The organism is Loktanella gaetbuli (assembly GCF_020531945.1).
GTDB classification, from domain to species: Bacteria; Pseudomonadota; Alphaproteobacteria; order Rhodobacterales; family Rhodobacteraceae; genus Loktanella; species Loktanella gaetbuli.
The window spans coordinates 666,813-687,491 of the sequence record NZ_JAJATZ010000001.1 but is presented as its reverse complement, the minus strand read 5'-3'; the positions used below and the strand labels follow the sequence as shown (position 1 = coordinate 687,491).

General features: G+C 61.8%; 21 protein-coding genes. 14 read left to right on the top strand and 7 right to left on the bottom strand.

Annotated elements, in window-relative coordinates; translation table 11 throughout:
• Positions 1–34: 34 nt before the first annotated feature.
• Together LGQ03_RS03405 and gap are read right to left on the bottom strand one after the other, a co-directional pair.
• Complete coding sequence (locus LGQ03_RS03405; protein WP_177172736.1) at positions 35–178, bottom strand: hypothetical protein; 144 nt, start codon at positions 176–178, stop codon at positions 35–37.
• A gap of 41 nt (positions 179–219) precedes the next feature.
• The gene (gene gap / locus LGQ03_RS03400; protein ID WP_226747230.1) at positions 220–1,221 is read right to left on the bottom strand and encodes a type I glyceraldehyde-3-phosphate dehydrogenase; all 1,002 of its coding nucleotides are present in this window, start codon (positions 1,219–1,221) and stop codon (positions 220–222) included.
• Between the two features lie 203 nt (positions 1,222–1,424).
• On the opposite strand from gap, the gene LGQ03_RS03395 reads away from it, so the two are divergent.
• The 3 genes from LGQ03_RS03395 to LGQ03_RS03385 are packed head-to-tail and all read left to right on the top strand — an operon-like array spanning position 1,425 to position 3,512.
• On the top strand, positions 1,425–2,372 hold the full coding sequence (locus tag LGQ03_RS03395) for a DUF808 domain-containing protein (RefSeq protein WP_090160640.1): 948 nt from the start codon (positions 1,425–1,427) through the stop codon (positions 2,370–2,372).
• Positions 2,369–2,758 (top strand): DoxX family protein, encoded by a 390-nt coding sequence (locus LGQ03_RS03390; RefSeq protein ID WP_226747229.1) that lies wholly within the window; start codon positions 2,369–2,371, stop codon positions 2,756–2,758. The genes LGQ03_RS03395 and LGQ03_RS03390 overlap by 4 nt, the downstream gene beginning before the upstream one ends.
• Positions 2,751–3,512, top strand: coding sequence for an ion channel (locus tag LGQ03_RS03385; protein WP_226747228.1), 762 nt, complete (start codon positions 2,751–2,753; stop codon positions 3,510–3,512). Before LGQ03_RS03390 ends, LGQ03_RS03385 begins: the two co-directional genes overlap by 8 nt.
• A 105-nt stretch (positions 3,513–3,617) precedes the next feature.
• On the opposite strand, the gene tkt is transcribed toward LGQ03_RS03385, so the two are convergent.
• The gene (tkt, locus tag LGQ03_RS03380; protein ID WP_226747227.1) at positions 3,618–5,633 is read right to left on the bottom strand and encodes a transketolase; all 2,016 of its coding nucleotides are present in this window, start codon (positions 5,631–5,633) and stop codon (positions 3,618–3,620) included.
• 150 nt (positions 5,634–5,783) lie between these two features.
• Between tkt and LGQ03_RS03375 the strand changes: the two genes are divergently transcribed.
• A complete protein-coding gene (locus tag LGQ03_RS03375) occupies positions 5,784–6,233 on the top strand; it encodes a hypothetical protein (RefSeq protein ID WP_090160649.1) in 450 nt (149 codons plus the stop codon).
• A gap of 2 nt (positions 6,234–6,235) precedes the next feature.
• Positions 6,236–6,631: a cell division protein ZapA gene (locus tag LGQ03_RS03370; protein ID WP_226747226.1), complete on the top strand. Its 396-nt coding sequence runs from the start codon at positions 6,236–6,238 to the stop codon at positions 6,629–6,631.
• A gap of 55 nt (positions 6,632–6,686) precedes the next feature.
• Here the strand turns inward: LGQ03_RS03370 and grxD are convergent, their stop codons facing one another.
• The 4 genes from grxD to LGQ03_RS03350 form a co-directional block, all read right to left on the bottom strand.
• Positions 6,687–7,046 carry a Grx4 family monothiol glutaredoxin gene (gene grxD / locus LGQ03_RS03365; RefSeq protein WP_056035069.1) on the bottom strand — a complete coding sequence of 120 codons (360 nt, stop codon included), beginning with the start codon at positions 7,044–7,046 and terminating at the stop codon, positions 6,687–6,689.
• Positions 7,047–7,099: 53 nt separating this feature from the next.
• Entirely contained in the window at positions 7,100–7,336 is a 237-nt protein-coding gene (locus LGQ03_RS03360; RefSeq protein ID WP_090160653.1) for a BolA family protein, read from the bottom strand.
• A gap of 106 nt (positions 7,337–7,442) precedes the next feature.
• Positions 7,443–9,602 carry a phosphoribosylformylglycinamidine synthase subunit PurL gene (gene purL / locus LGQ03_RS03355; protein WP_226747225.1) on the bottom strand — a complete coding sequence of 720 codons (2,160 nt, stop codon included), beginning with the start codon at positions 9,600–9,602 and terminating at the stop codon, positions 7,443–7,445.
• Positions 9,603–9,864: 262 nt separating this feature from the next.
• A complete protein-coding gene (locus tag LGQ03_RS03350) occupies positions 9,865–10,773 on the bottom strand; it encodes a LysR family transcriptional regulator (RefSeq protein WP_090160657.1) in 909 nt (302 codons plus the stop codon).
• A gap of 146 nt (positions 10,774–10,919) precedes the next feature.
• Between LGQ03_RS03350 and LGQ03_RS03345 the strand changes: the two genes are divergently transcribed.
• From LGQ03_RS03345 to LGQ03_RS03305, 9 genes are all read left to right on the top strand, one after another.
• Complete coding sequence (locus tag LGQ03_RS03345) at positions 10,920–14,324, top strand: indolepyruvate ferredoxin oxidoreductase family protein (RefSeq protein WP_226747224.1); 3,405 nt, start codon at positions 10,920–10,922, stop codon at positions 14,322–14,324.
• Positions 14,325–14,453: 129 nt separating this feature from the next.
• Positions 14,454–15,266 (top strand): glutamate racemase, encoded by an 813-nt coding sequence (gene murI / locus LGQ03_RS03340; RefSeq protein ID WP_056035066.1) that lies wholly within the window; start codon positions 14,454–14,456, stop codon positions 15,264–15,266.
• A gap of 52 nt (positions 15,267–15,318) precedes the next feature.
• Positions 15,319–16,347, top strand: coding sequence for an N-acetyl-gamma-glutamyl-phosphate reductase (gene argC, locus LGQ03_RS03335; RefSeq protein WP_226747223.1), 1,029 nt, complete (start codon positions 15,319–15,321; stop codon positions 16,345–16,347).
• On the top strand, positions 16,344–16,802 hold the full coding sequence (ccmE, locus tag LGQ03_RS03330; RefSeq protein WP_090160664.1) for a cytochrome c maturation protein CcmE: 459 nt from the start codon (positions 16,344–16,346) through the stop codon (positions 16,800–16,802). The genes argC and ccmE overlap by 4 nt, the downstream gene beginning before the upstream one ends.
• Positions 16,803–16,847: 45 nt before the next feature.
• Positions 16,848–17,459 (top strand): holin-associated N-acetylmuramidase, encoded by a 612-nt coding sequence (locus LGQ03_RS03325; protein ID WP_226747222.1) that lies wholly within the window; start codon positions 16,848–16,850, stop codon positions 17,457–17,459.
• Positions 17,450–17,986 (top strand): holin family protein, encoded by a 537-nt coding sequence (locus LGQ03_RS03320; RefSeq protein WP_226747221.1) that lies wholly within the window; start codon positions 17,450–17,452, stop codon positions 17,984–17,986. The genes LGQ03_RS03325 and LGQ03_RS03320 overlap by 10 nt, the downstream gene beginning before the upstream one ends.
• Entirely contained in the window at positions 17,976–18,179 is a 204-nt protein-coding gene (locus tag LGQ03_RS03315) for a hemolysin XhlA family protein (protein ID WP_090160671.1), read from the top strand. Before LGQ03_RS03320 ends, LGQ03_RS03315 begins: the two co-directional genes overlap by 11 nt.
• 75 nt (positions 18,180–18,254) lie before the next feature.
• Complete coding sequence (locus LGQ03_RS03310; RefSeq protein ID WP_226747220.1) at positions 18,255–20,222, top strand: heme lyase CcmF/NrfE family subunit; 1,968 nt, start codon at positions 18,255–18,257, stop codon at positions 20,220–20,222.
• The gene (locus LGQ03_RS03305; RefSeq protein WP_226747219.1) at positions 20,219–20,662 is read left to right on the top strand and encodes a cytochrome c-type biogenesis protein; all 444 of its coding nucleotides are present in this window, start codon (positions 20,219–20,221) and stop codon (positions 20,660–20,662) included. The genes LGQ03_RS03310 and LGQ03_RS03305 overlap by 4 nt, the downstream gene beginning before the upstream one ends.
• The last annotated feature ends 17 nt before the right edge of the window (positions 20,663–20,679 follow it).

Here is a 20,679-nt window from a genome sequence, read left to right as displayed (position 1 = left end):
AGGTCAAGCGCAAGTGGGCGGAATCAGGCGGTAATCAGCGCCAGAATGCCAGCCATTGCAGCAATTCCACGAACTTGCGTGCCAGAAACAGCGGGGCTTCCCAATGCAGGACATAGTGGTCCAACGCAAAGAATGCGGCGATGGCAATCAGGATTCCGATGGCGACGGCATTGGTCATGCGGATGTCGTAGCGTCCGACGGGATGCAGGTAAAGCGCGCTTAGTTCAGGCGACCCATGGTTGCGGCCACGTCTGCCATACGTGCGGAAAATCCCCATTCGTTGTCATACCATGCCAGCACGCGGACGGTGCGGCCGCCGACGACCTTGGTCTGGTCGGGGGCTACGGTGCAGCTTTCCGTGGTATGGTTGAAATCGATGCTGACCTTGGCCTCGGCGTCATAGGCCATGACGCCCAGCAGCGCGCCCTGTGCGGCCTCGGCCAGGATCATGTTGACCTCGGCCACTGATGTGGACCGGCCTGCCTCGAATGTCAGGTCAACGGCGGACACATTGGGTGTGGGCACGCGGATCGCTGTGCCGTCCAGTTTGCCGGCCATTTCCGGCAGCACCTCGCCCAGCGCCTTGGCCGCACCGGTCGAGGTCGGGATCATCGCAAGGGCTGCGGCGCGCGCGCGGTACAGGTCGTCGTGGCGGCGGTCCAGCGTGGGCTGGTCACCGGTGTAGCTGTGGATCGTCGTCATGATGCCACGGTCAATCCCGATGGTGTCGTTCAGCGTCTTGACCAGCGGGGCCAGGCAATTTGTCGTGCAGGACCCGTTGGAAATCATCCGTTCACCACCTGACAGGTCACGGTGGTTCACGCCGTAAACCACCGTACGGTCGACGTTTTTGGCAGGTGCGGAAATCAGGACCTTTTTCGCGCCTTGGGTCAGGTGCACCGACGCCTTGTGGCCATCGTTGAATTTTCCGGTGCATTCCAGAACGACGTCCACGCCTGACCAGTCCAGTGCGGCGGGATCATAGGTGGACATGATCTGGATCGGGCCCGTGCCCACGTCCAGCGTTTGCCCATCAACGGTCACGGGGCGGGCAAACCGGCCATGCACACTGTCGTATTTCATCAGGTGGGCGGTTGTTTCAATCGGGCCCGTTGCATTGATCCGCGTCACGCGCACATCGTCGCGCAGGCTCTCTGCGATATGGCCCAGCGTGCAGCGCCCGATGCGGCCAAAGCCATTGATCCCCAGCGTGATGGTCATGACGGTATCCTATGGTATTCCCAATTGCGCCAGCCTTAGGGGAAGCCAGGTCAACGAAAAAGGGAAAATCCATCAAAAACATAATGATAACGATAACAGGCGGGGGTTATCGCTAACCGTTTGCGCCAACGGTCGGGGTTGCGATCACGCGCCGACGCGCTAGGATTCGCAAAAGCGTGATTGGCGCGCAAAAAGGAGAGACCATGAGCGGATTGTTGGCGTTGCTGGATGATGTCGCAGCCATCGCAAAGGTCGCGGCGGCAAGCGTGGACGACGTTATTGGTCAGGCGACCAAGGCGGGCGCCAAGGCCGCAGGGGCCGTGATCGACGACGCCGCTGTCAGTCCCAAATATGTTCAGGGCTTTGCGCCTGCACGTGAATTGCCGATCGTCGGCAAGATTGCCTGGGGATCCATCCGCAACAAGGTGCTGATTCTGCTGCCGGCCGCGATGTTGCTGTCGGTCTTTGCCCCTTGGCTGATCGCGCCACTGCTAATTCTGGGTGGCAGTTATCTGTGCTATGAAGGGGCCGAAAAGATCGTCCATGCCTTTGGCCACAAGGACCCCCATTCCAAGGCGACAGGCGATCCGGCCCATCTCGAAGAGGAAAAGGTAAAGGGCGCGATCAAGACCGATTTCATCCTATCGGCCGAGATCATGACCATCGCGCTGGCCGCCATCGAGACGGACAACCTGTGGACCCGTGCGGCCGTGCTGTTCGTGGTTGCCATCGGGATCACCGCTGCCGTTTACGGTGCTGTTGCATTGATCGTAAAGGCCGATGACGTCGGCCTGTTGATGGCCAAAAAGGGCCGGCTGTCCATCACGCGCCTGCTGGGGCGGGGGATCGTGGCAGGCATGCCGAAATTCCTGTTCGTGCTAACCTGGGTCGGCACGGCTGCGATGCTGTGGGTCGGTGGTCAGATCATCGTGCACAGTATCGGCCAACTGGGATGGCACGCACCCGAGGACCTGATCCACGGTTGGGCCGTGGCGGCCGCCAGCGGTGTGGGTGCGGCATGGCAGGGGATCGTTGAATGGGCCGTGACGGCAGGATGCGACGGCGTGCTGGGGTTCATCTGGGGATTGATCCTGATCCCGATCGTGGCATCCGTGATCAAACCGGCAATGGCTGCGGTCATGCCCAAATGACAAACGCTGCCCTGTTCATCGCCCGTTTCCTGATCGGGTTTCTGATGATCGGCGGGGCCGTGAACAAGGGGCTGGGGCCCGATGGGGCAGGCGAACTGCTGGTTGCGGCGGGCCTGCCGTTCTGGCTGGTCTGGCCTGCGCTTGCCTATAACCTGCTGGCCGGCGGTGCCCTGTGGGTGGGCATCGCGGTGCGGCCGGTCGCCGTCACGGCCGCGATCTATTGCGCTGTGACCAGTTTTTTCCATCTTCAGGTTTTCATCGCGCAGGACGATCCCTGGCAGTTGACCATATTCGTCAAGAACTGGGCCATTGCGGGGGGCTGTCTCGCGCTTGCGGTGGCGGGGTCAGGTGCCTGGGCCTGGAAACCGGATCACCCGCATGCGTGAGTGGCTGCGCGACCTCTACAAAGGTGAGAGCCCGCGCGCGGTCGCGTTTCGTTATGGTCTGCTTGCCTTCGATCTGGTGACTTTGGCTTATGTGATCGTAACGTCCTTCTTTCCGTCGTCGCCCGTCATTTTCGCGGCAGACCTGTTTTTCGGAACGATCATTCTGGCGGATTTCTGTATCCGTGCATGGCTCACACCCAGTTGGGGGCGGGCGCTGACGCGGATGGCAACCTGGGCGGACATCATCGCGGTCATCAGCTTTCTGGGGCCGTTGTTCGCCCAAGGGTTGGGGTTCCTGCGCGTGCTGCGCACCCTGCGGCTGCTCAAGAGCTATGAGACGTTGCGCAGGCTCAGGCGTGACTTCGACTATTTCCGGCGCCACGAAGAGGTGTTTCTGGCGACCGTCCACCTGGGCGTTTTCGTCTTTGTCATGACGGGCCTGATCTATGCGTCACAGGTGCAGGTCAACGATGCCATCAACAATTATGCGGATGCGTTTTATTTCACGGTCTCGACACTAACCACGACAGGGTTCGGTGACATCGTGGCACAGGGCTGGTGGGGGCGGTTGCTGTCGGTCGTGGTGATGATTTTTGGCGTGACATTGTTCCTGCAACTCGCGCGGGTGCTGTTCCGCCCCAACAAGGTGCGGATCGAATGCGACGAATGCGGGCTGACGAAACACGACCGGGACGCAAGCCATTGCAAGCATTGCGGAACGATCATGCATATTGAAACGGATGGCGCTGTCTGATCGGGCCTCCTGCTGCTGGTGAGTGCGGGACGCCTCGCCAGCGGGGCAGATATTTCTGACCAGAAGAAGACAGGGGGCAGCGCGATGCGGCCCCCTGTTGCCGGTTTAAAGCAGGTCGCGCGCGGCGGTGGCGACGGCCTCGGCGGTGATGCCGAACTTTTCGAACAACTCTTCTGCCGGGGCAGAGGCACCAAAGCTGTCCATGCCGACAAATGCGGATTTTTTCGCAGCACCGCGTTCACCCATGAGGATCATGTCCCAGGACTGACGCACGCCAGCCTCGACGGCGACGCGGACTGGCCCTGCAGGCAGCACGCGGCGGCGATAGGCCTCGTCCTGTTGCATGAACAACTCCATGCAGGGCATGGACACCACGCGGGTGCCGACCCCTTCGGCCTGAAGTGCGTCGCGTGCCTGCATGGCCAGATGCACCTCGGACCCGGTGGCGATCAGGATCACGCTGCGCTTGCCCTCCGCCTCGGCCAGCACGTAGCCGCCGAATGCGGTGAGGTTCTTGGTCTTGTGCTCGGTCCGGACGGCGGGCAGGTTTTGCCGAGACAGCGCCAGAACAGAGGGCGTCTTCGTGTCCGTCAGCGCCAGTTCCCAGGCCTCGGCGGTTTCGACCGTGTCGGCAGGGCGGAACACGTTGGTGTTCGGCGTGGCGCGCAGCATCGACAGATGTTCGACCGGCTGGTGAGTCGGGCCGTCCTCGCCCAGACCGATGCTGTCGTGGGTCATGACATAGACCGCAGGCACCGCCATCAGCGCCGACAGGCGCATGGCACCGCGTGCGTAATCGGTAAAGCACATGAAAGTGCCGCCGTAGGGACGCACGCCACCATGAAGCACCATGCCGTTCATGGCCGCCGCCATGCCGTGTTCGCGGATGCCGTAGTGGATGTAGCGCCCCTTGCGGTTGGCAGGGCTGAATACGCCCATGTCGGAGGATTTCGTGTTGTTGGACCCGGTCAGATCGGCAGAGCCGCCGATGGTTTCGGGCATGATCGGGTTGATCACCTCGAGCACGTTTTCCGATGCCTTGCGGGTCGCGACCTTGGGCAGTGTTTCAGTCGCCTGTTTCTTGAACGCGCGGATGGTGGAGGCAAGCTTCTTGGGGGCCTCCAGGTCATAGGCGCGGTTGAATTCCTTTTGCTTGGCGTCCGACAGTTTGGCGAAACGGTCGTGCCATGCGGCATGCGCGTTCTGGCCGCGGGTGCCCATGTCTTCCCACTGCTGCTTGACCTCGGCGGGCACCTCATAGGGGCCGTAGTGCCAGTCGTAGACCTGCTTGGCGTCGGTCAACTGGGCGGGATCGGTCAGGGCACCGTGACCTTTGGACGTGTCCTGTGCGGCATGACCCAGTGCGATATGGGTCTTGCAGGCGATCATGGACGGGCGCGGATCGGCCTTGGCCGCGATGATGGCCGCGTCGATCGCGTCGGGGTCATGACCGTCGATGGACAACACATGCCAACCGGACGCCGTAAAACGCGCGGCCTGGTCAGTGATGTCGGCGATGCCCACATGACCGTCGATGGTGATGTCGTTGTTGTCGAAGAACACGATCAGGTGGCCCAGTTCCTGCATCCCGGCAAGGCCGATGGCCTCTTGGCTGATGCCTTCCATCAGGCAGCCGTCACCGGCCATGACGTAGGTGTAGTGATTGACGATTTTTTCGCCCCAGACGGCGCGCTGATGGGCCTCTGCGATGGCAAAGCCGACCGCATTGGAAATGCCCTGACCCAATGGTCCGGTCGTGACCTCGACGCCAGCGCCGTGGCCGTATTCGGGATGGCCTGCGGTATAGGCCCCCCACTGGCGAAAGTTCTTGATCTGCTCCAGCGGGAAATCCGCGTAGCCCGTCAGGTGCAGCAGCGAATACAGCAGCATCGAGCCGTGACCGGCGGACAGGATGAAACGGTCGCGGTCGGGCCAGTGCGGTGTCTTGGGGTCGAAATTCAGATGCTTTTCGAACAACACGGTCGCCACGTCCGCCATGCCCATCGGCATGCCGGAGTGGCCCGAGTTCGCGCCGGCCACGGCATCGAGTGTCAGCGCGCGGATCGCGGCGGCCTTTTTCCAATGAGCGGGATGTGCGGACTTGAGGGTTTCGATATCCATGTGGTGTTCCTGACGGGTGCAAAACAAAGTTGGTCGTGTCATATCAGGCGAACCGGTCAATTCAAGCGCGCCATTTGTGTGGATGCGACCGATGACTTAGGGTTTGGCGCGGAACGACGCCGAATCGTGTGATAAAGGACCGTTGAAGAGATGAACGATCTCAAGAGCCTGGAATACCGGATCAACACGGCATTGGACCGGATCAGATCCCATGTCGGCGAACAGGCGGGCCAATCCGACCTGCGGGCGCAACTGGCCACGCAGCAGGCTGCGAATGCAGACCTCGAGGACCGGGTTGCCGCACTCAAGGCGCGTCAGGATGACAAGATCGCCAAGCTGGAGGCCGAGGTCGCCGCACATGCCGACCGCATGACAGAGCTGGACGGCGCGTTGCAACGCCTGCGCGCTGCGAATGCCGATCTGCGCGAAGAGGCGGATGCGCTGCGGCAGGCGGCAATGGAAGGTGTGCCCGATGCGGCGGATATCAATCGCGCGCTGATCGCAGAGGTCGAGGCCCTGCAGGCTGACCGTGCAGCCGAGGCCGCAGAGGTGGCCGCCTTGCTGGGCGAATTGAAACCTGCACTGCAACAGGAGGGCTGATCATGCCGCAAGTCGAGATCACAATCGGTGGCCGCGTGTTCGAGGTGGCCTGTCAGGACGGCGAGGAACATTTCCTGCGCACGGCCTCTGCCATGCTGGATGAAGAGGCGCAGCATCTGTCCAACCAGATCGGGCGCATGCCTGAATCGCGGATGTTGCTGATGTCTGGCCTGATGCTGGCCGACCGGACTGCCGGGATTGCAGAGCGTCTGCGCGAAGTCGAGCTGGAACTGGAAAGTCTGCAGGCCCAGATCGCCGAAGCCCAATCACGCCCGGCCGAGCGGATCGAGGTACCGGTCATTCCAGCCGAAGTGACCGATGCCTTTGCCGAGATCGCGGCCCGCGCGGAGGCATTGGCAGATTCGCTGGACAACACGCAAAAGGCCGACCCGTCCTAGGGTCGGCCCATCACTGCGTGAATAAGCGCCCAGTGACGCGCGCGTGGTCTGTGCGTCAGGCGTTGGCTTCGCGGATCTTGTCGGCTGCGGCCTTGTCAAACGCGATGTCATTTTCGGTGAGCAATGTATCCAGTTCACCCGAAAGCGTCATTTCGGTGATGATATCGCAACCACCCACAAATTCGCCCTTGACGTAAAGCTGCGGAATCGTCGGCCAGTCGGAGTAATCCTTGATGCCCTGGCGCACGCCGTCGTCGGCCAGCACGTTCACGTCCGTGTATTCAATGCCCATAAAGTTCAGCACGCCTGCCACGCGGCTGGAAAAACCGCACTGCGGCATCGTTTTCGTGCCTTTCATGAACAGGACGACGTCGTTGCTGGTGACGGTTTGCTTGATCTGGTCTTCGGCGGTCATGGTCTGGTCCTTTTTGAGGGGGATCAAATTTTCTGCGAAAATTTGCGCGCGGTTCAATCGGGTGCGCGTGTGGTCAGGGCGAGGGCATGCAGTTCGCCATTGCTGCCATCCATCTTGCCCTTGAGGGCGGCATAGACGGCACGTTGCTGCTGCACGCGATTTTTGCCCGCAAAGCTGGCATCGACGACTTCGGCTGCGAAATGTGCGCCATCGTCGCCCTGCACCGTAATCTTGGCGTCGGGAAATTCCGCGCGGATCAGGGCTTCGATTTCGTGGGCTGTGATGGGCATTGTCGGCTCCTTGCAGGCTTTTCCATAACCTATGAACGCGCCGCAGCGGGGGCAAGGGCCAGTGTGGGTGCCGCGGCGCGTTTGTCCGCGCCGCTGCAGCGCTAAATCAGGCCAGATGTCTGGCAAAGGCCTCGTGATAGACTGCGGCAAGATCGGCCAGTGGTGCGCTGGACGCGCCGAATGTGACGTCGCTGCCGCCGGCCTGACCCACGCGCGCAAGCGGCACGCCAGCGGCGGCTGCGGCCGCAAACAGGGCCTCGGCACCGTCAAAGGACGCGGCGATCAGATAGCGCGCCTGATCCTCTGCAAACAGCTGGGCGGTGTCATCGGTTTCGACCGTGATGCCGATATCGGCTGCCACCGCCATTTCGAATGCCGCAAGCGCAAGCCCGCCGTCCGACAGGTCGGTGCAGGCCGTGATGGCGCTGCGGTTGGCACGGATGAAATCGCCATGTGCACGTTCCGCCACCAGGTCGACCGTAGGTGCATCGCCTTCGACGCGGCCCAGGTGTTCGGCCAGCAGCGCCGTCTGGCCCATATGTCCCGCCGTTTCGCCCAGCAGCAGTAGCATGTGACCGGTTTCCAACTGACCAGTGATGGCCTGTGTGTAATCGGCAATCAGTCCGACGGCACCGATGGTCGGCGTGGGCAGAATGCCCTTGCCGTCTGTTTCGTTGTACAGCGACACGTTGCCGGACACGATCGGCATGTCCAGCGCCTTGACGGCGTCACCGATCCCTTTGATCGCGCCGACGAACTGACCCATGATGCGGGGCTTTTCGGGATTGCCAAAGTTCATGTTGTCGGTGGTCGCCAGTGGTGTGGCACCGACGGCAGTGAGGTTGCGGTAGGCCTCTGCCACGGCTTGTGCGCCGCCCTGATAGGGATTTGCAAAAACATAGCGCGGCGTCACGTCAGAGGTGAAGGCCAGTGCCTTTTGCGTGCCGTGCACGCGGATGATGCCAGACCCGGCCCCGGGTGTGCGCAGCGTATCGGCCATCACCTGGCTGTCGTATTGCTCATAGACCCAGGCCTTGCTGGCACAGTTCGGGCTGCCGATCAGGCTGCGCAGACCGTCGATCGGGTCGACGTGTGGTACGTCACCCACGGGCGCGGCGGCGGGCGTTTCTTCCCACGGGCGGTCGTATTCGGGGGCGGTGGACGACAGCTTGGACAGCGGCAGATCGGCCTTTACCTCGCCGTTGTGGAGGATCAGGAACCGGTCCTCTGCAATAGTTTCACCCACGATGGCGAAATCGAGGTCCCATTTCACGAAGACCGCACGTGCCTCTGCCTCCAGCTCTGGCTTGAGCACCATCAGCATCCGTTCCTGGGATTCCGACAGCATCATCTCGTAGGCGGTCATGCCGGTTTCGCGCTGCGGCACGTCCTCGAGGTTGAGCTTGACGCCCAAACCGCCCTTGTCGCCCATCTCGACCGCAGAACAGGTCAGGCCGGCGGCCCCCATATCCTGAATGGAAATCACGGCCCCCGTGGTCATCAGTTCCAGCGTCGCCTCCATCAGGCGCTTTTCGGTGAAGGGGTCGCCGACCTGCACCGTGGGGCGCTTGTCCTCGATCGTGTCGTCGAATTCGGCGCTGGCCATCGTGGCCCCACCAACGCCGTCGCGGCCGGTTTTGGCCCCCAGATACACGACAGGCATCCCGACACCCGATGCGGCGGAATAGAAAATCTTGTCCGCGTCAGCGAGCCCGGCGGCGAATGCGTTCACAAGGCAGTTGCCGTTGTAGGATTTATCGAACCGGACCTCGCCGCCGACTGTCGGCACGCCGAAACAATTGCCGTAGCCGCCCACGCCTGCCACCACACCGCTGACCAGCGATTTCGTCTTGGGGTGGCTGGGTTCGCCGAACGAAAGTGAGTTCATCGCGGCGATGGGCCGGGCACCCATGGTGAACACGTCGCGGAGGATCCCGCCAACACCGGTGGCCGCACCCTGATATGGCTCGATATAGCTGGGGTGATTGTGGCTTTCCATCTTGAACACCACGGCCTGACCGTCACCGATATCCACGACGCCCGCGTTTTCGCCGGGGCCGCAGATGACCTGTGGGCCGGTTGTGGGCAGCGTGCGCAGCCAGCGTTTGGATGACTTGTAGGAACAGTGTTCGTTCCACATCGCGGAAAAGATGCCCATTTCCGTAAATGTCGGGTCCCGTCCGAGGATTTTCAGCACCTCTTGCCATTCGTCGGGCGAAAACCCGTGTGCTGCGATGACGTCGGCGGTGATGATCGGATCGGACATAAAAGATTCCCCACGAGCTGTTCTGTGCCTTTTAGGGGAGGCTGGGACGAAGGGGAAGGTGATCCTTGGGCCGCGCTTCAGGCAAAAAAATGCCGGGCACAAAGGCCCGGCGCAGTCCAACAGGGAGGTAGAGGCACACCAAATGATGTTTTTGCCTCTGTTTCAGCAGATAGGGCGCAAGGATTAAGCGATCAAGAAAAAACCATACGCGCGCGTGCAGACCCGCTATGTGATGCGTGCATGGCGCAACACTCGCTGAGGTTTAGTCTTCGCGCCCCAGCTCTGCCAGTGATCTGCGATGGGCGAAGATTTCGTCCTGAACGAAATCCCGAAACGCCATGATCCGTTTCGACTGCCGCAATTCCTCGGGGTAGGCGAGGAAGACGGGAACCTCGCCGCTTTCGAGGGATGGCAAGCAGCGTACGAGGTGGGGGAAATCCTGCACCACATAGTCAGGCAGGACGCCGACGCCGAGGTTGTTGATGACGCCCTGCAGGACGCCGTAATAGTTGTTCACCGTAAAGATCGACGTCACCTCATGTGACAGCAAGTGATGGATCAGCGTGGCACCGGCGCTGACCTGGGTCGACGACAGCTGTTGGCAGATCAGGCGATGGTTCGAAATGTCGGTGATATTGTCCAGCGGGCGGCGCTGGTCGAGGTAGGCTTGTGTTGCGTACAGACGCATGCGCACACTCATCAGGCGTTTGCGGATCAAGTCTGCCTGTGACGGTTCCTTCATGCGGATGGCGACATCTGCCTCGCGCATGGGCAGATCCAGCACACGTTCCTCGAGCATCAGGTCGATCTTGATGTCGGGATACATCTCGTAGAGTTTGGGCAGGCGCGGGGCGAGCCAGAGAGTGCCGAAACCGGTGGTCGTGGTGACGCGCAATTCCCCGAACACCTCTTCTTCGCTGTCACGAATGCGGGCTGCGGCCGCGTCAAGGCGGCGGTTCATGGATTTCGTGGCATCGAACAGCAGTTCACCCTGTTCGGTGAGAATCAGTCCACGCGCATGACGGTGGAAAAGCGTGGTGTTCAGCGTCTCTTCGAGGGCGCGGATCTGGCGGCTGACCGCCGATTGCGACAGGTGCAGGACATCGCCTGCATGGGTCAGTGACCCCGCATCCGCAACCGCGTGAAATATTCGAAGCTTATCCCAGTCCATGACCCGCCCGTAGTGCCTTAAATTATTTGTAGTTTGAAACTTGGTTACGCTGACTCTGTTAAATATACAATCAAAGCCGCCCTCGGAATTATTCTTTGTAGGTCAGCAAATGTGACCTAAGATGCCTATATTGCAGGGAGGTTTGCATGACACGTCAAGATATTTCGCTAAACGATCGGTTTGATCTGTCCAAGCGGCATGTGTTGCTGAACGGAACACAGGCACTGGTGCGGTTGATGCTCATGCAGCGGGCACGTGATGCACGCGCTGGGCTGAACACCGCCGGTTATGTGACCGGATATCGTGGCTCGCCGCTGGGCGCTGTGGACATGCAGATGGCGCGTGCGGCCAAATCACTGACTGACGCCCAAGTGACGTTTCAGCCTGGCCTGAACGAGGATCTGGCGGCAACCGCACTCTGGGGTAGTCAGCAAGCCGAGCTGCGCGGCGAGGGGAAATACGACGGCGTGTTCGGCCTGTGGTACGGCAAGGGGCCGGGTGTGGACCGGTCCGGCGATGTGATGCGGCATGCCAACATGGCGGGCACATCGCCCCACGGTGGTGTCATCATGGCGATGGGTGACGACCACACGGGTGAATCCAGCACCACGCTGCATCAGTCCGACTTCGCGATGATCGACGCCTACATGCCGATTGTCAGCCCTGCCGGTGTCCAGGAGGTGCTGGACTACGGCCTCTATGCCTGGGCGCTGTCGCGCTATGCCGGTGTCTGGGTCGGTCTCAAGACGATGAAGGACACGATCGAGGTCACCTCTGTCGTGGACGGCGATCCGCACTGGCTGTCATTCGTGACACCCGACCTGGCCCTGCCGCCCGAGGGTCTGAACATTCGCCTTGTCGATACACCCGTCGCCCAAGAGGCACGCATGATCGACCATAAACGGTTCGCGGCAGAGGCGTTCAGCCGGGCCAACAAGATGGATCAGCGCAAGTGGGGCAAGCACGGTGCCAAGATCGGTTTTGTCGCCGCGGGCAAGAACTGGTTGGATTTGCAGCACGCCCTGTCCCTGCTGGGCATCGACGCGCAAGAGGCCGAGCGTCTGGGTATCACCACCTACAAGGTCGGTCAGGTCTGGCCGTTGGACATGGCGGGATTTCACGATTTTGCGGCAGGTCTCGATCTGGTGGTCGTGGTCGAGGAAAAACGCAAGCTGATCGAGGTGCAGGTCAAGGAGGCGCTGTTCGACGACACCAACACCCGGGTGTACGGCTGGCACAAGGGCGATGAACATTCTGCCGGTCGCCGCGAAGAGATTTTTCCGACGCGCTATGCGCTGGACCCGATCTGGATCGCGGAAAAACTGGGCGGCATCCTGGTCGAAGAAGGCTGCGCCTCGGACGGTGTGATGCAGGGGTTGGATGCGCTGGCAGAGGCGCGCCGCGCCGACAATGTGCCGGAAATCGCGGCACGCTTGCCGTATTTCTGTTCGGGCTGTCCGCATAATTCCAGCACCAAGGTGCCGGAGGGATCGCGCGCCTATGCGGGCATCGGCTGTCACTACATGGTGCAATGGATGGACCGCGACACCGTTGGTTTCACCCAGATGGGCGGCGAGGGCGCGAACTGGGTCGGTGAGGCCCCGTTCAGCAAGACGGGCCATGTGTTCCAGAACCTCGGTGATGGGACGTACAACCACTCCGGCGTGCAGGCGATCCGCTTTGCCCTGATGGCGGGGACGACGATCACCTACAAGATCCTCTATAATGACGCGGTTGCGATGACGGGCGGACAAGGTAACGACGGCGGTCTGACGGCCGAGCAGATCGTGCGCGAACTGCTGGCGATGGGCGTGCGCGACGTGCGCGTGGTCTATGACGAAAAAGAGGACGTGGATGCATCCCACTTTCCCAGCGGTGTGCCGCTGGCGGAACGGTCAGAACTGCCGCGCGTGCAGGCGGAACTGGCGCAGGTCAAGGGCGTCAGCGCCTTGGTCTACATCCAGACCTGTGCCGCCGAAAAACGCCGGCGCCGCAAGCGTGGCCAGTTTCCCGACCCCGACAAACGCGTGTTCATCAACACGGACGTCTGCGAAGGCTGCGGCGACTGCGGTGTGCAATCGAACTGCGTATCGATCGTCCCGGTTGAAACCGAACTGGGCCGCAAACGCGCCATCGACCAATCGTCCTGCAACAAGGACTTTTCCTGCGTCAAAGGGTTCTGTCCGTCCTTTGTGACCGTCGCAGGCGCGCAGTTGAAAAAGGCCGCGACAACGACCGTGGATGTGGGCGACCTGCCGTTGGCGGATTTGCCTGCGATCAATGGCACCCATAACGTCGTGATCACCGGTGTGGGCGGCACGGGTGTCGTCACGATTGGGGCCGTGCTGGCGATGGCGGCGCATCTGGACGGCAAGGGCGCTGGCATGATGGAAATGGCCGGCCTCGCGCAAAAGGGTGGGGCCGTGCACATTCATTGCCGCCTGGCAGAGCGGCCCGAGGATATCAGCGCGATCCGCGTGGCCACGGGCGAATGCGACGCGCTGATCGGTGGCGATCTGGTGGTCAGTGCAGGGGCCAAGACGCTGGGCCTGATGAAAACCGGGCGCACGCGCGGGGTCGTGAACGCGCATGAAATCATCACCGGCGATTTCACCCGCAACACGGAATTTCAACTGCCCGTGGACGAATTGAAACTAAGCCTGACGCGGCGGTTGCAGGACAAGGTGGCGCTGTTCGACGCGACCGAACTGGCCAAAGCGACGATGGGCGACAGCATCTATTCGAACATGATGATCTTTGGTGCGGCCTGGCAGATGGGCGCGATCCCGGTGTCGCTGGACGCCATTCTGCGTGCCATTGAACTGAACGGTGCGGCCGTGGACCGCAACAAACAGGCGTTCGACCTTGGGCGCTGGGCGGTGCTGCACCCTGAACGGGCCGCGCGGGTGTCGGAACCGCAGGTCGTCGCATTGCCCAAATCGCTGGACGACCGGATCGCATTCCGCGTCGATCACCTGACCGCCTACCAGAACAAGCGGTTGGCGAAACGCTATCTGCGGATGGTGGATCGTTTCAGTGACCCCGCGATGCGTGAGGCAGTGGCGCTGGGTTATCACAAACTGCTGGCCTACAAAGACGAATACGAAGTCGCCCGCTTGTTGCGCGATACCGAGGCCAAGGCGCGCGCGGCCTTTGACGGGGATGTGTCGCTGACCTATCACCTTGCGCCGCCGATGCTGACGAAAACCGGTGCTGATGGGCGACCCGTGAAACGAGAGTTCGGGGCCGCGATGGCGCGTGCCTTTCCGCTGCTTGCACGGCTCAAGGTGCTGCGCGGCACACCACTTGATCCATTCGGTCGGACTGCGGAACGGCGGATGGAACGGGCGTTGATTGCGCAATACGAGGCCGATATGACCCACATCGCCGACCTGCCGGTCAGTGACGCCACGATTGCGCTGGCACGTCTGCCGCTGGACATTCGCGGTTTCGGTCCCGTCAAACATGCCAATGCGTCCAAGGCGGAAAAGACACGCGAGATGCTGCTGGCGGCCATCGCCCGTCCAGATCAGCAGGTGGCCGCGGAATAGGTCGCTGCCGTCCGCATTTTCCCGTCACCGTGCAAAACCCTGCATGGATTTCTGGCGTCAACCGACGTATGGCTGATGCAAACACGTCCGCGCCACGATTGGCGCGGGCCCGGCACAGAGGGTACGGCAATGGCAGTGGGTATTTTCGACAGCGGACTGGGCGGGCTGACCGTTCTTGACGCAATTTCCAAGCGGTTGCCCGATTTGCCGCTTGTCTATCTGGGTGACAGTGCCAACGCGCCATACGGCGTGCGTGACGCGGACGATATCTATGACCTGACCACCCGTGCCACGCAGCGTCTGTTCGACGAGGGGTGCGATCTGGTGATCCTCGCCTGCAACACGGCCAGTGCTGCCGCACTTCGCCGGATGCAAGAAGGCTGGGTGCCCAAGGACAAGCGCGTGTTGGGTGTGTTCGTGCCATTGATCGAGGCGCTGACCGAACGCGAATGGGGCGACAATTCCCCGCCGCGCGAGGTCGAGGTGAAACATGTGGCACTCTTTGCCACGCCCGCCACGGTGCGCAGTCGTGCGTTTCAGCGCGAGTTGGCATTCCGCGCCATCGGTGTCGATGTCGAGGCACAGGCCTGTGGCGGTGTCGTCGACGCCATCGAGGACGGCGATTTCATTCTGGCCGAGGCGCTGGTGCGCAGCCATGTGGATGCGCTGAAACGCAAGATGCCTGACCCCGATGCCGCGATGCTGGGCTGCACCCACTACCCCTTGATGGCAGAGGTGTTTCAGGATGCGCTGGGTGCCGGGGTCAAGGTGTTCAGCCAGGCAAATCTGGTGGCCGAGAGCCTTGCGCATTACCTCGACCGACGCCCTGAAATGGTGGGCAAGGGCATGACCTCGAAATTCCTGACGTCCGGTGATCCGAAAAAGGTATCGGACCGTGCGATGCAGTTCCTGCGACATCCGATCACCTTTGCCAAAGCGTGAATTGAAGCGGGCGCGCCGCGTCCCTATTTGATCCCACAAGGGAGACCATGACATGACCCATAACGTCGCCATTCTGGGCGCATCCGGATACACTGGTGCAGAGCTTGTGCGCCTGATCGCCACGCACCCGTCGCTGGCCATCACCGGCCTGTCCGGCAATTCCAAGGCCGGGATGGCAATGGCGGATGTGTTTCCGCATTTGCGCCACCTTGATCTGCCGCGCCTGACCACAATCGAGGACATGGATCTGTCCGGCGTCGATCTGGTGTTCTGCGCGCTGCCCCATGCGACCTCTCAGGCGGTCATCAAGGCGCTGCCGTCGAATCTGAAAATCGTCGACCTGTCTGCCGATTTCCGTCTGCGTGACCCGGCGGCCTATGAAAAATGGTACGGCAAGCCCCACGCCGCGCCAGAATTGCAAAAAGAGGCCGTCTACGGCCTGACCGAATTCTACCGTGACCAGATCCGCACAGCCCGTCTGGTGGCGGGCACCGGATGCAATGCGGCGACAGGCCAATACGCGCTGCGTCCGCTGATCGCGACGGGTGTTATCGACCTGGACGACATCAACATAAATCTGTTGGCGGCCGTGTCGGGCGCGGGGCGCGCGCTCAAGGAAAACCTGCTGCACGCGGAACTGTCCGAAGGCGCGCATGCCTATGCCGTCGGCGGCACCCACCGGCATCTGGGCGAATTCGATCAGGAATTTTCCGCCATCGCAGGGCGCGATGTGCGCGTGCAGTTCACGCCGCATCTGATCCCCGCAAACCGCGGTATCCTGGCCACCATATCGGTCAAGGGTGACGCTGCAACGATCCACCAAACCCTCTCTGACGCCTACGCCAAAGAGCCATTCATCGAGGTTTTGCCCATGGGACAGCATCCGTCCATCAAACACATCCGCGCCAGCAATTTCTGCCATATCGGCGTCGTGGCTGACCGCATCGCCGGGCGCGCGCAGGTGATCGCATCGCTGGACAACCTGACCAAGGGGTCGTCAGGGCAGGCGTTGCAGAACGCCAACCTGATGCTGGGTCTGCCGGAAACGGAGGGTCTGATGATGGCCCCGGTGTTCCCATGAAGGGTCTCAAGAAAAAACGGCGCATTCAGGTGATGGCGCTGTCCGGTGTCTGCGTTGCGGCGGTTCTTGGCTTGCTTGCGGTGCTGCCAGAGGAATCGTTCCAGTTCTTTCGCGCGCCGTCAGAAGTCGCCGCCGACCCGCCGCGCGAGACAGAGTTGTTCCGCATCGGCGGTCTGGTCGAGGTCGGAACGCTGGTGCGCGGCACCGGCACGCAGGTTGCGTTCAATGTGACCGATGGTGGTGCATCGATTCCGGTCGTCTACACCGGTATCCTGCCGGATCTCTTTGAAGAAGGTCAGGGCATGGTCGGGCAGGGCCGTTACATCAACGGCACCTTTGAAGCCATTGAAATCCTTGCGCGACATGATGAGGAATACATGCCGCAAGAGGTCATAGACGCGCTCAAGGAACAGGGCACCTACGTGGAACCGGGCGCTGAGGTCGCAACCAATTAACCTTTGACCGCTGATCCTGCCTGCACCCCAGCAGGAGGATCGCGAATGCAGAGCGTTGAACAGATTGCGGCTGAAATCGTCGCCCGCGAGGGTGGTTTCGTCGACGATCCCGACGATCCCGGCGGGGCTACGCAGCATGGTGTGACGATCCACACGCTGCGGCGGCTCGGACTTGATCTGGACGGTGACGGCGATGTCGATGCAGCCGACGTGCGACGGATCAGTCGCGACCGAGCCGTGCAGATCTATATCCAGCACTATTTCGAGGCCCCCCGCATCGGCACCTTGCCGGATGCGTTGCACGCCAGCGTATTCGATATGTATGTCAATGCGGGCAACAATGCGGTCAAGATTTTGCAACGTCTTTTCAATCGGATGCGGCTGGATGTTCAGGTCGATGGTGTCATCGGTGCACAGACTGCGACCGCTGCTGTGCGGGCGATGGAGGCCGCGCCGGATCATCTGGTCGATGCCTACGGTATCGCGCGGCGCAATTATTATTACGCGCTGGCGGACCAGCGCCCCGCCAGCCGGAAATACGCCCGCCGTCGCGATGGCGGCAGAGGCGGCTGGATCACGCGGGCGGAAATGTTCATCGCCCCCCGCTATCATCTGAGCGACGCGCAGCACCGCGAGAGGACACGGGCATGGGAATGATCGACAGGGTGATGGCTTGGGTTTTTGGTGACGGGCGCAATGTCGTGGCCGAAACGGTCGAGGTGTTCCGCGAGAACATCGAAGGCCGCGCGCAGCGGCTGACCGATGAAAAGGCGGCCGCATTGGCCCAATTCGCCGCCGAATTTGCGCAGCCGCGCAAGGGATTATTTGACAGAATGATCGACGGGCTGAACCGGTTGCCGCGTCCCTTGCTGGCGCTGGGAACGATCGGGTTGTTTGTCTCGGCGATGACCAGCCCGGCGTGGTTTGCCAGCCGGATGGCGGGTGTCGCGCTGATCCCCGAACCGCTGTGGTGGTTGATGGGGGCGATTGTCAGTTTCTATTTCGGCGCACGCTATCAGGTCAAAGGTCAGGAATTCCAACGATCGGTCGCGGAATCCGTCATCCGGAGCGAGGCGGTGATCAAGGACGCGGCCGCACCGCCCCCGGACACGATCGCATTGCCCGAGGGTTATGCCGACAATGCGGCCCTTACGGACTGGTGGAGGTCCCGCAATGCAATCTGACTGGCCCGATGTCGTTGAAAAACGCCTTGTCGCGCTGGAGACGCATAACGCGGTTGCTGCGGTCCAGATGCTGAATGTGTCCGAGCGGCTCAGCGCGATCGAGGACACGCTGAAATGGCTGGTGCGGCTGATTGTCGGCGGGCTGGTGGTGGCGGGGATCACCTATGTCGTCCAGGGCGGGCTGGCCGTCTGACAAGGGCGTTGTGCCGCAGATGAATTTGTTGCGAAACCTATGTCGGTGGCCCTTGCGATGGGCTATGTTACCGACATGTTTATTGAACTTGCACACTTCGCCCTGATCCTGGCCTTTGTCGTGGCCATCGCGCAAACCGTCGTGCCCCTGGTGGGCGCAGCCAAGGGGTGGCGCGGCTGGATGGCTTTTGCCGATCCGGCGGCCACTTCGCAGCTGATCCTTGTCACATTTGCCTTCGCGGTCCTGACCTGGGCCTTTGTCGTGTCCGATTTTTCGGTCGCGCTGGTCTATGCAAACAGCCACACGCTGAAACCGATGCTGTACAAGGTCACCGGCGTCTGGGGCAACCACGAGGGGTCGATGCTGTTGTGGGTGTTGATCCTCGCGTTGTTCGGGGCGAGCGCGGCATGGTTCGGTGGCAACTTGCCTGCCACGCTCAAGGCACGCGTGCTGGCGGTGCAGGGCAGCATCTCGGTCGCCTTTATCGCGTTCATTCTGTTCACCTCCAATCCGTTCGCGCGGCTTGCCGTGCCGCCGTTGGACGGGCGTGATCTGAACCCGCTGTTGCAGGATCCGGGTTTGGCGTTTCACCCGCCGTTCCTCTACCTCGGCTACGTCGGCCTCAGCATGACATTCAGCTTTGCCGTGGCCGCGCTGATCGAAGGGCGCGTCGATGCGGCCTGGGGTCGCTGGGTGCGGCCCTGGACGCTGGCCGCATGGATGTTCCTGACCGTGGGCATCGCGCTGGGGTCCTGGTGGGCCTATTACGAGCTGGGCTGGGGCGGTTTCTGGTTCTGGGATCCGGTCGAAAACGCAAGCTTCATGCCGTGGTTGATCGCGGCTGCCCTGCTGCACAGTGCCATCGTCGTGGAAAAACGCGAAACGCTCAAGAGTTGGACGATCCTGCTGGCCATCCTTGCCTTTGGGTTTTCATTGCTCGGTGCCTTCATCGTGCGGTCGGGGGTGCTGACATCGGTACACGCCTTTGCCAACGATCCTGAGCGCGGCATGTTCATCCTGCTGATCCTCGGTCTGTATCTGGGGGGGGCGCTGACCCTCTTTGCAGCGCGCGCGGGGGCGATGCAGTCGCAGGGCGCGTTCGGCACCGTCAGCCGGGAATCGGCACTGGTGCTGAACAACATCCTTCTGGCTGTCAGCGCATTCGTGGTGTTCATCGGGACGATCTGGCCGCTGGTTGCCGAAATGGTGTTCGACCGGACATTGTCGGTCGGTCCGCCGTTCTTTGACGCGGCATTCACGCCATTCATGGTCATCTTGGCCATCGCTCTGCCGCTTGGGTCACTCTTGGCATGGAAACGTGGCAAGCTGGGCCGCGCCACCGGACCGCTGGTCGGGCTGGTGATCCTGTCGGTGGCTCTCGCCGGTTTGGCCTACGCGGTCTATTCGGGCCGGTCGATGGTCGGGCCCGTCGGCGTGGCCCTGGGCGTCTGGGTTGTCGGTGGTGCGCTGCTGGACCTGTGGCTGCGGGCCGGGCGCGGTCCGGTCGGTGATCGCCTGCGGCGCATCACGCGGCTGCCGCGTGCCGATTGGGGCAAATCGGTCGCCCATCTGGGCATGGGTGTCACCGTGTTCGGCATCGCTGCGATGACAGCGTGGAACGTCGAGGATATTCGCGTGGTGAACGTAGGCGACACCTACGAGGTCGGTGATTACGCCGTCACGCTGACGGCGATCGACGATATCGAAGGGCCGAACTACCTGTCCACGATGGCCAGCCTGTCGATCAGCCACAAAGGTGCGGAACCCTTTGTCCTGATGCCGGAAAAGCGGTTCTATCCGGTGGCGCAGATGCCCACGACCGAGGCCGCGATCGACAACGGGTTCCTGCGCGATGTCTACGCGGTAATCGGTGATCCGCAGGCCGGTGGTGGCTATGCTGTGCGCGTCTATCTCAAGCCGTTCGCCAACTGGATCTGGGGTGGTGCGATCCTGATGTCGTTGGGCGGTCTGATCTCGCTTACGGACCGGCGTCTGCGCTTTGCCGTCGGCGCGCGCAAGCCGCAGGCGGTCGCCGCGGAATGAGGTGGCTCGCCCTGATCCTGTGCCTGTGGGCGCTGCCTGCCTTTGCGGTTGATCCCAGCGAGGTGCTGGATGACCCCGTGCTGGAGGAACGCGCCCGCGACCTGAGCAAGGGCTTGCGTTGCCCGGTCTGCCAGAACGAAAGCATCGACGAATCCAACGCGCCCATCAGCCGGGAATTGCGCGTTTTGCTGCGCGAACGCTTGGTCGCTGGCGACAGTGATGCAGAGGTGCGGGAATTTCTGGTCGCGCGGTTCGGGGAATTCGTGTTGCTGGAACCCGACCGCACTGGGGTGAACATTATCCTGTGGTGGGCCGCGCCCGCGCTGCTGTTGTTGGCGCTGGGGGTGGGCTGGACCGCGATCCGGCGCAAACCGGGCACGGGGGATGCGCAGCTGACGGAAAAGGAACGCGCCGAGCTGGAGAAAATCCTGCGGTCCTGACGTTTGGTTTTCATGGC

Bases quoted from the DNA above. Each gene is read 5' to 3' on its own strand.
- LGQ03_RS03350 (WP_090160657.1), bottom strand. From the start codon at position 10,773: ATGGACTGGGATAAGCTTCGAATATTTCACGCGGTTGCGGATGCGGGG.
- LGQ03_RS03370 (WP_226747226.1), top strand. From the start codon at position 6,236: ATGCCGCAAGTCGAGATCACAATCGGTGGCCGCGTGTTCGAGGTGGCC.
- grxD (WP_056035069.1), bottom strand. From the start codon at position 7,046: ATGACCGCCGAAGACCAGATCAAGCAAACCGTCACCAGCAACGACGTC.
- ccmE (WP_090160664.1), top strand. From the start codon at position 16,344: ATGAAGGGTCTCAAGAAAAAACGGCGCATTCAGGTGATGGCGCTGTCC.
- gap (WP_226747230.1), bottom strand. From the start codon at position 1,221: ATGACCATCACGCTGGGGATCAATGGCTTTGGCCGCATCGGGCGCTGC.
- LGQ03_RS03405 (WP_177172736.1), bottom strand. From the start codon at position 178: ATGACCAATGCCGTCGCCATCGGAATCCTGATTGCCATCGCCGCATTC.
- LGQ03_RS03310 (WP_226747220.1), top strand. From the start codon at position 18,255: ATGTTTATTGAACTTGCACACTTCGCCCTGATCCTGGCCTTTGTCGTG.
- argC (WP_226747223.1), top strand. From the start codon at position 15,319: ATGACCCATAACGTCGCCATTCTGGGCGCATCCGGATACACTGGTGCA.
- murI (WP_056035066.1), top strand. From the start codon at position 14,454: ATGGCAGTGGGTATTTTCGACAGCGGACTGGGCGGGCTGACCGTTCTT.
- LGQ03_RS03375 (WP_090160649.1), top strand. From the start codon at position 5,784: ATGAACGATCTCAAGAGCCTGGAATACCGGATCAACACGGCATTGGAC.
- LGQ03_RS03320 (WP_226747221.1), top strand. From the start codon at position 17,450: ATGGGAATGATCGACAGGGTGATGGCTTGGGTTTTTGGTGACGGGCGC.
- LGQ03_RS03325 (WP_226747222.1), top strand. From the start codon at position 16,848: ATGCAGAGCGTTGAACAGATTGCGGCTGAAATCGTCGCCCGCGAGGGT.
- LGQ03_RS03305 (WP_226747219.1), top strand. From the start codon at position 20,219: ATGAGGTGGCTCGCCCTGATCCTGTGCCTGTGGGCGCTGCCTGCCTTT.
- LGQ03_RS03390 (WP_226747229.1), top strand. From the start codon at position 2,369: ATGACAAACGCTGCCCTGTTCATCGCCCGTTTCCTGATCGGGTTTCTG.
- purL (WP_226747225.1), bottom strand. From the start codon at position 9,602: ATGTCCGATCCGATCATCACCGCCGACGTCATCGCAGCACACGGGTTT.
- LGQ03_RS03395 (WP_090160640.1), top strand. From the start codon at position 1,425: ATGAGCGGATTGTTGGCGTTGCTGGATGATGTCGCAGCCATCGCAAAG.
- LGQ03_RS03315 (WP_090160671.1), top strand. From the start codon at position 17,976: ATGCAATCTGACTGGCCCGATGTCGTTGAAAAACGCCTTGTCGCGCTG.
- tkt (WP_226747227.1), bottom strand. From the start codon at position 5,633: ATGGATATCGAAACCCTCAAGTCCGCACATCCCGCTCATTGGAAAAAG.
- LGQ03_RS03345 (WP_226747224.1), top strand. From the start codon at position 10,920: ATGACACGTCAAGATATTTCGCTAAACGATCGGTTTGATCTGTCCAAG.
- LGQ03_RS03385 (WP_226747228.1), top strand. From the start codon at position 2,751: ATGCGTGAGTGGCTGCGCGACCTCTACAAAGGTGAGAGCCCGCGCGCG.
- LGQ03_RS03360 (WP_090160653.1), bottom strand. From the start codon at position 7,336: ATGCCCATCACAGCCCACGAAATCGAAGCCCTGATCCGCGCGGAATTT.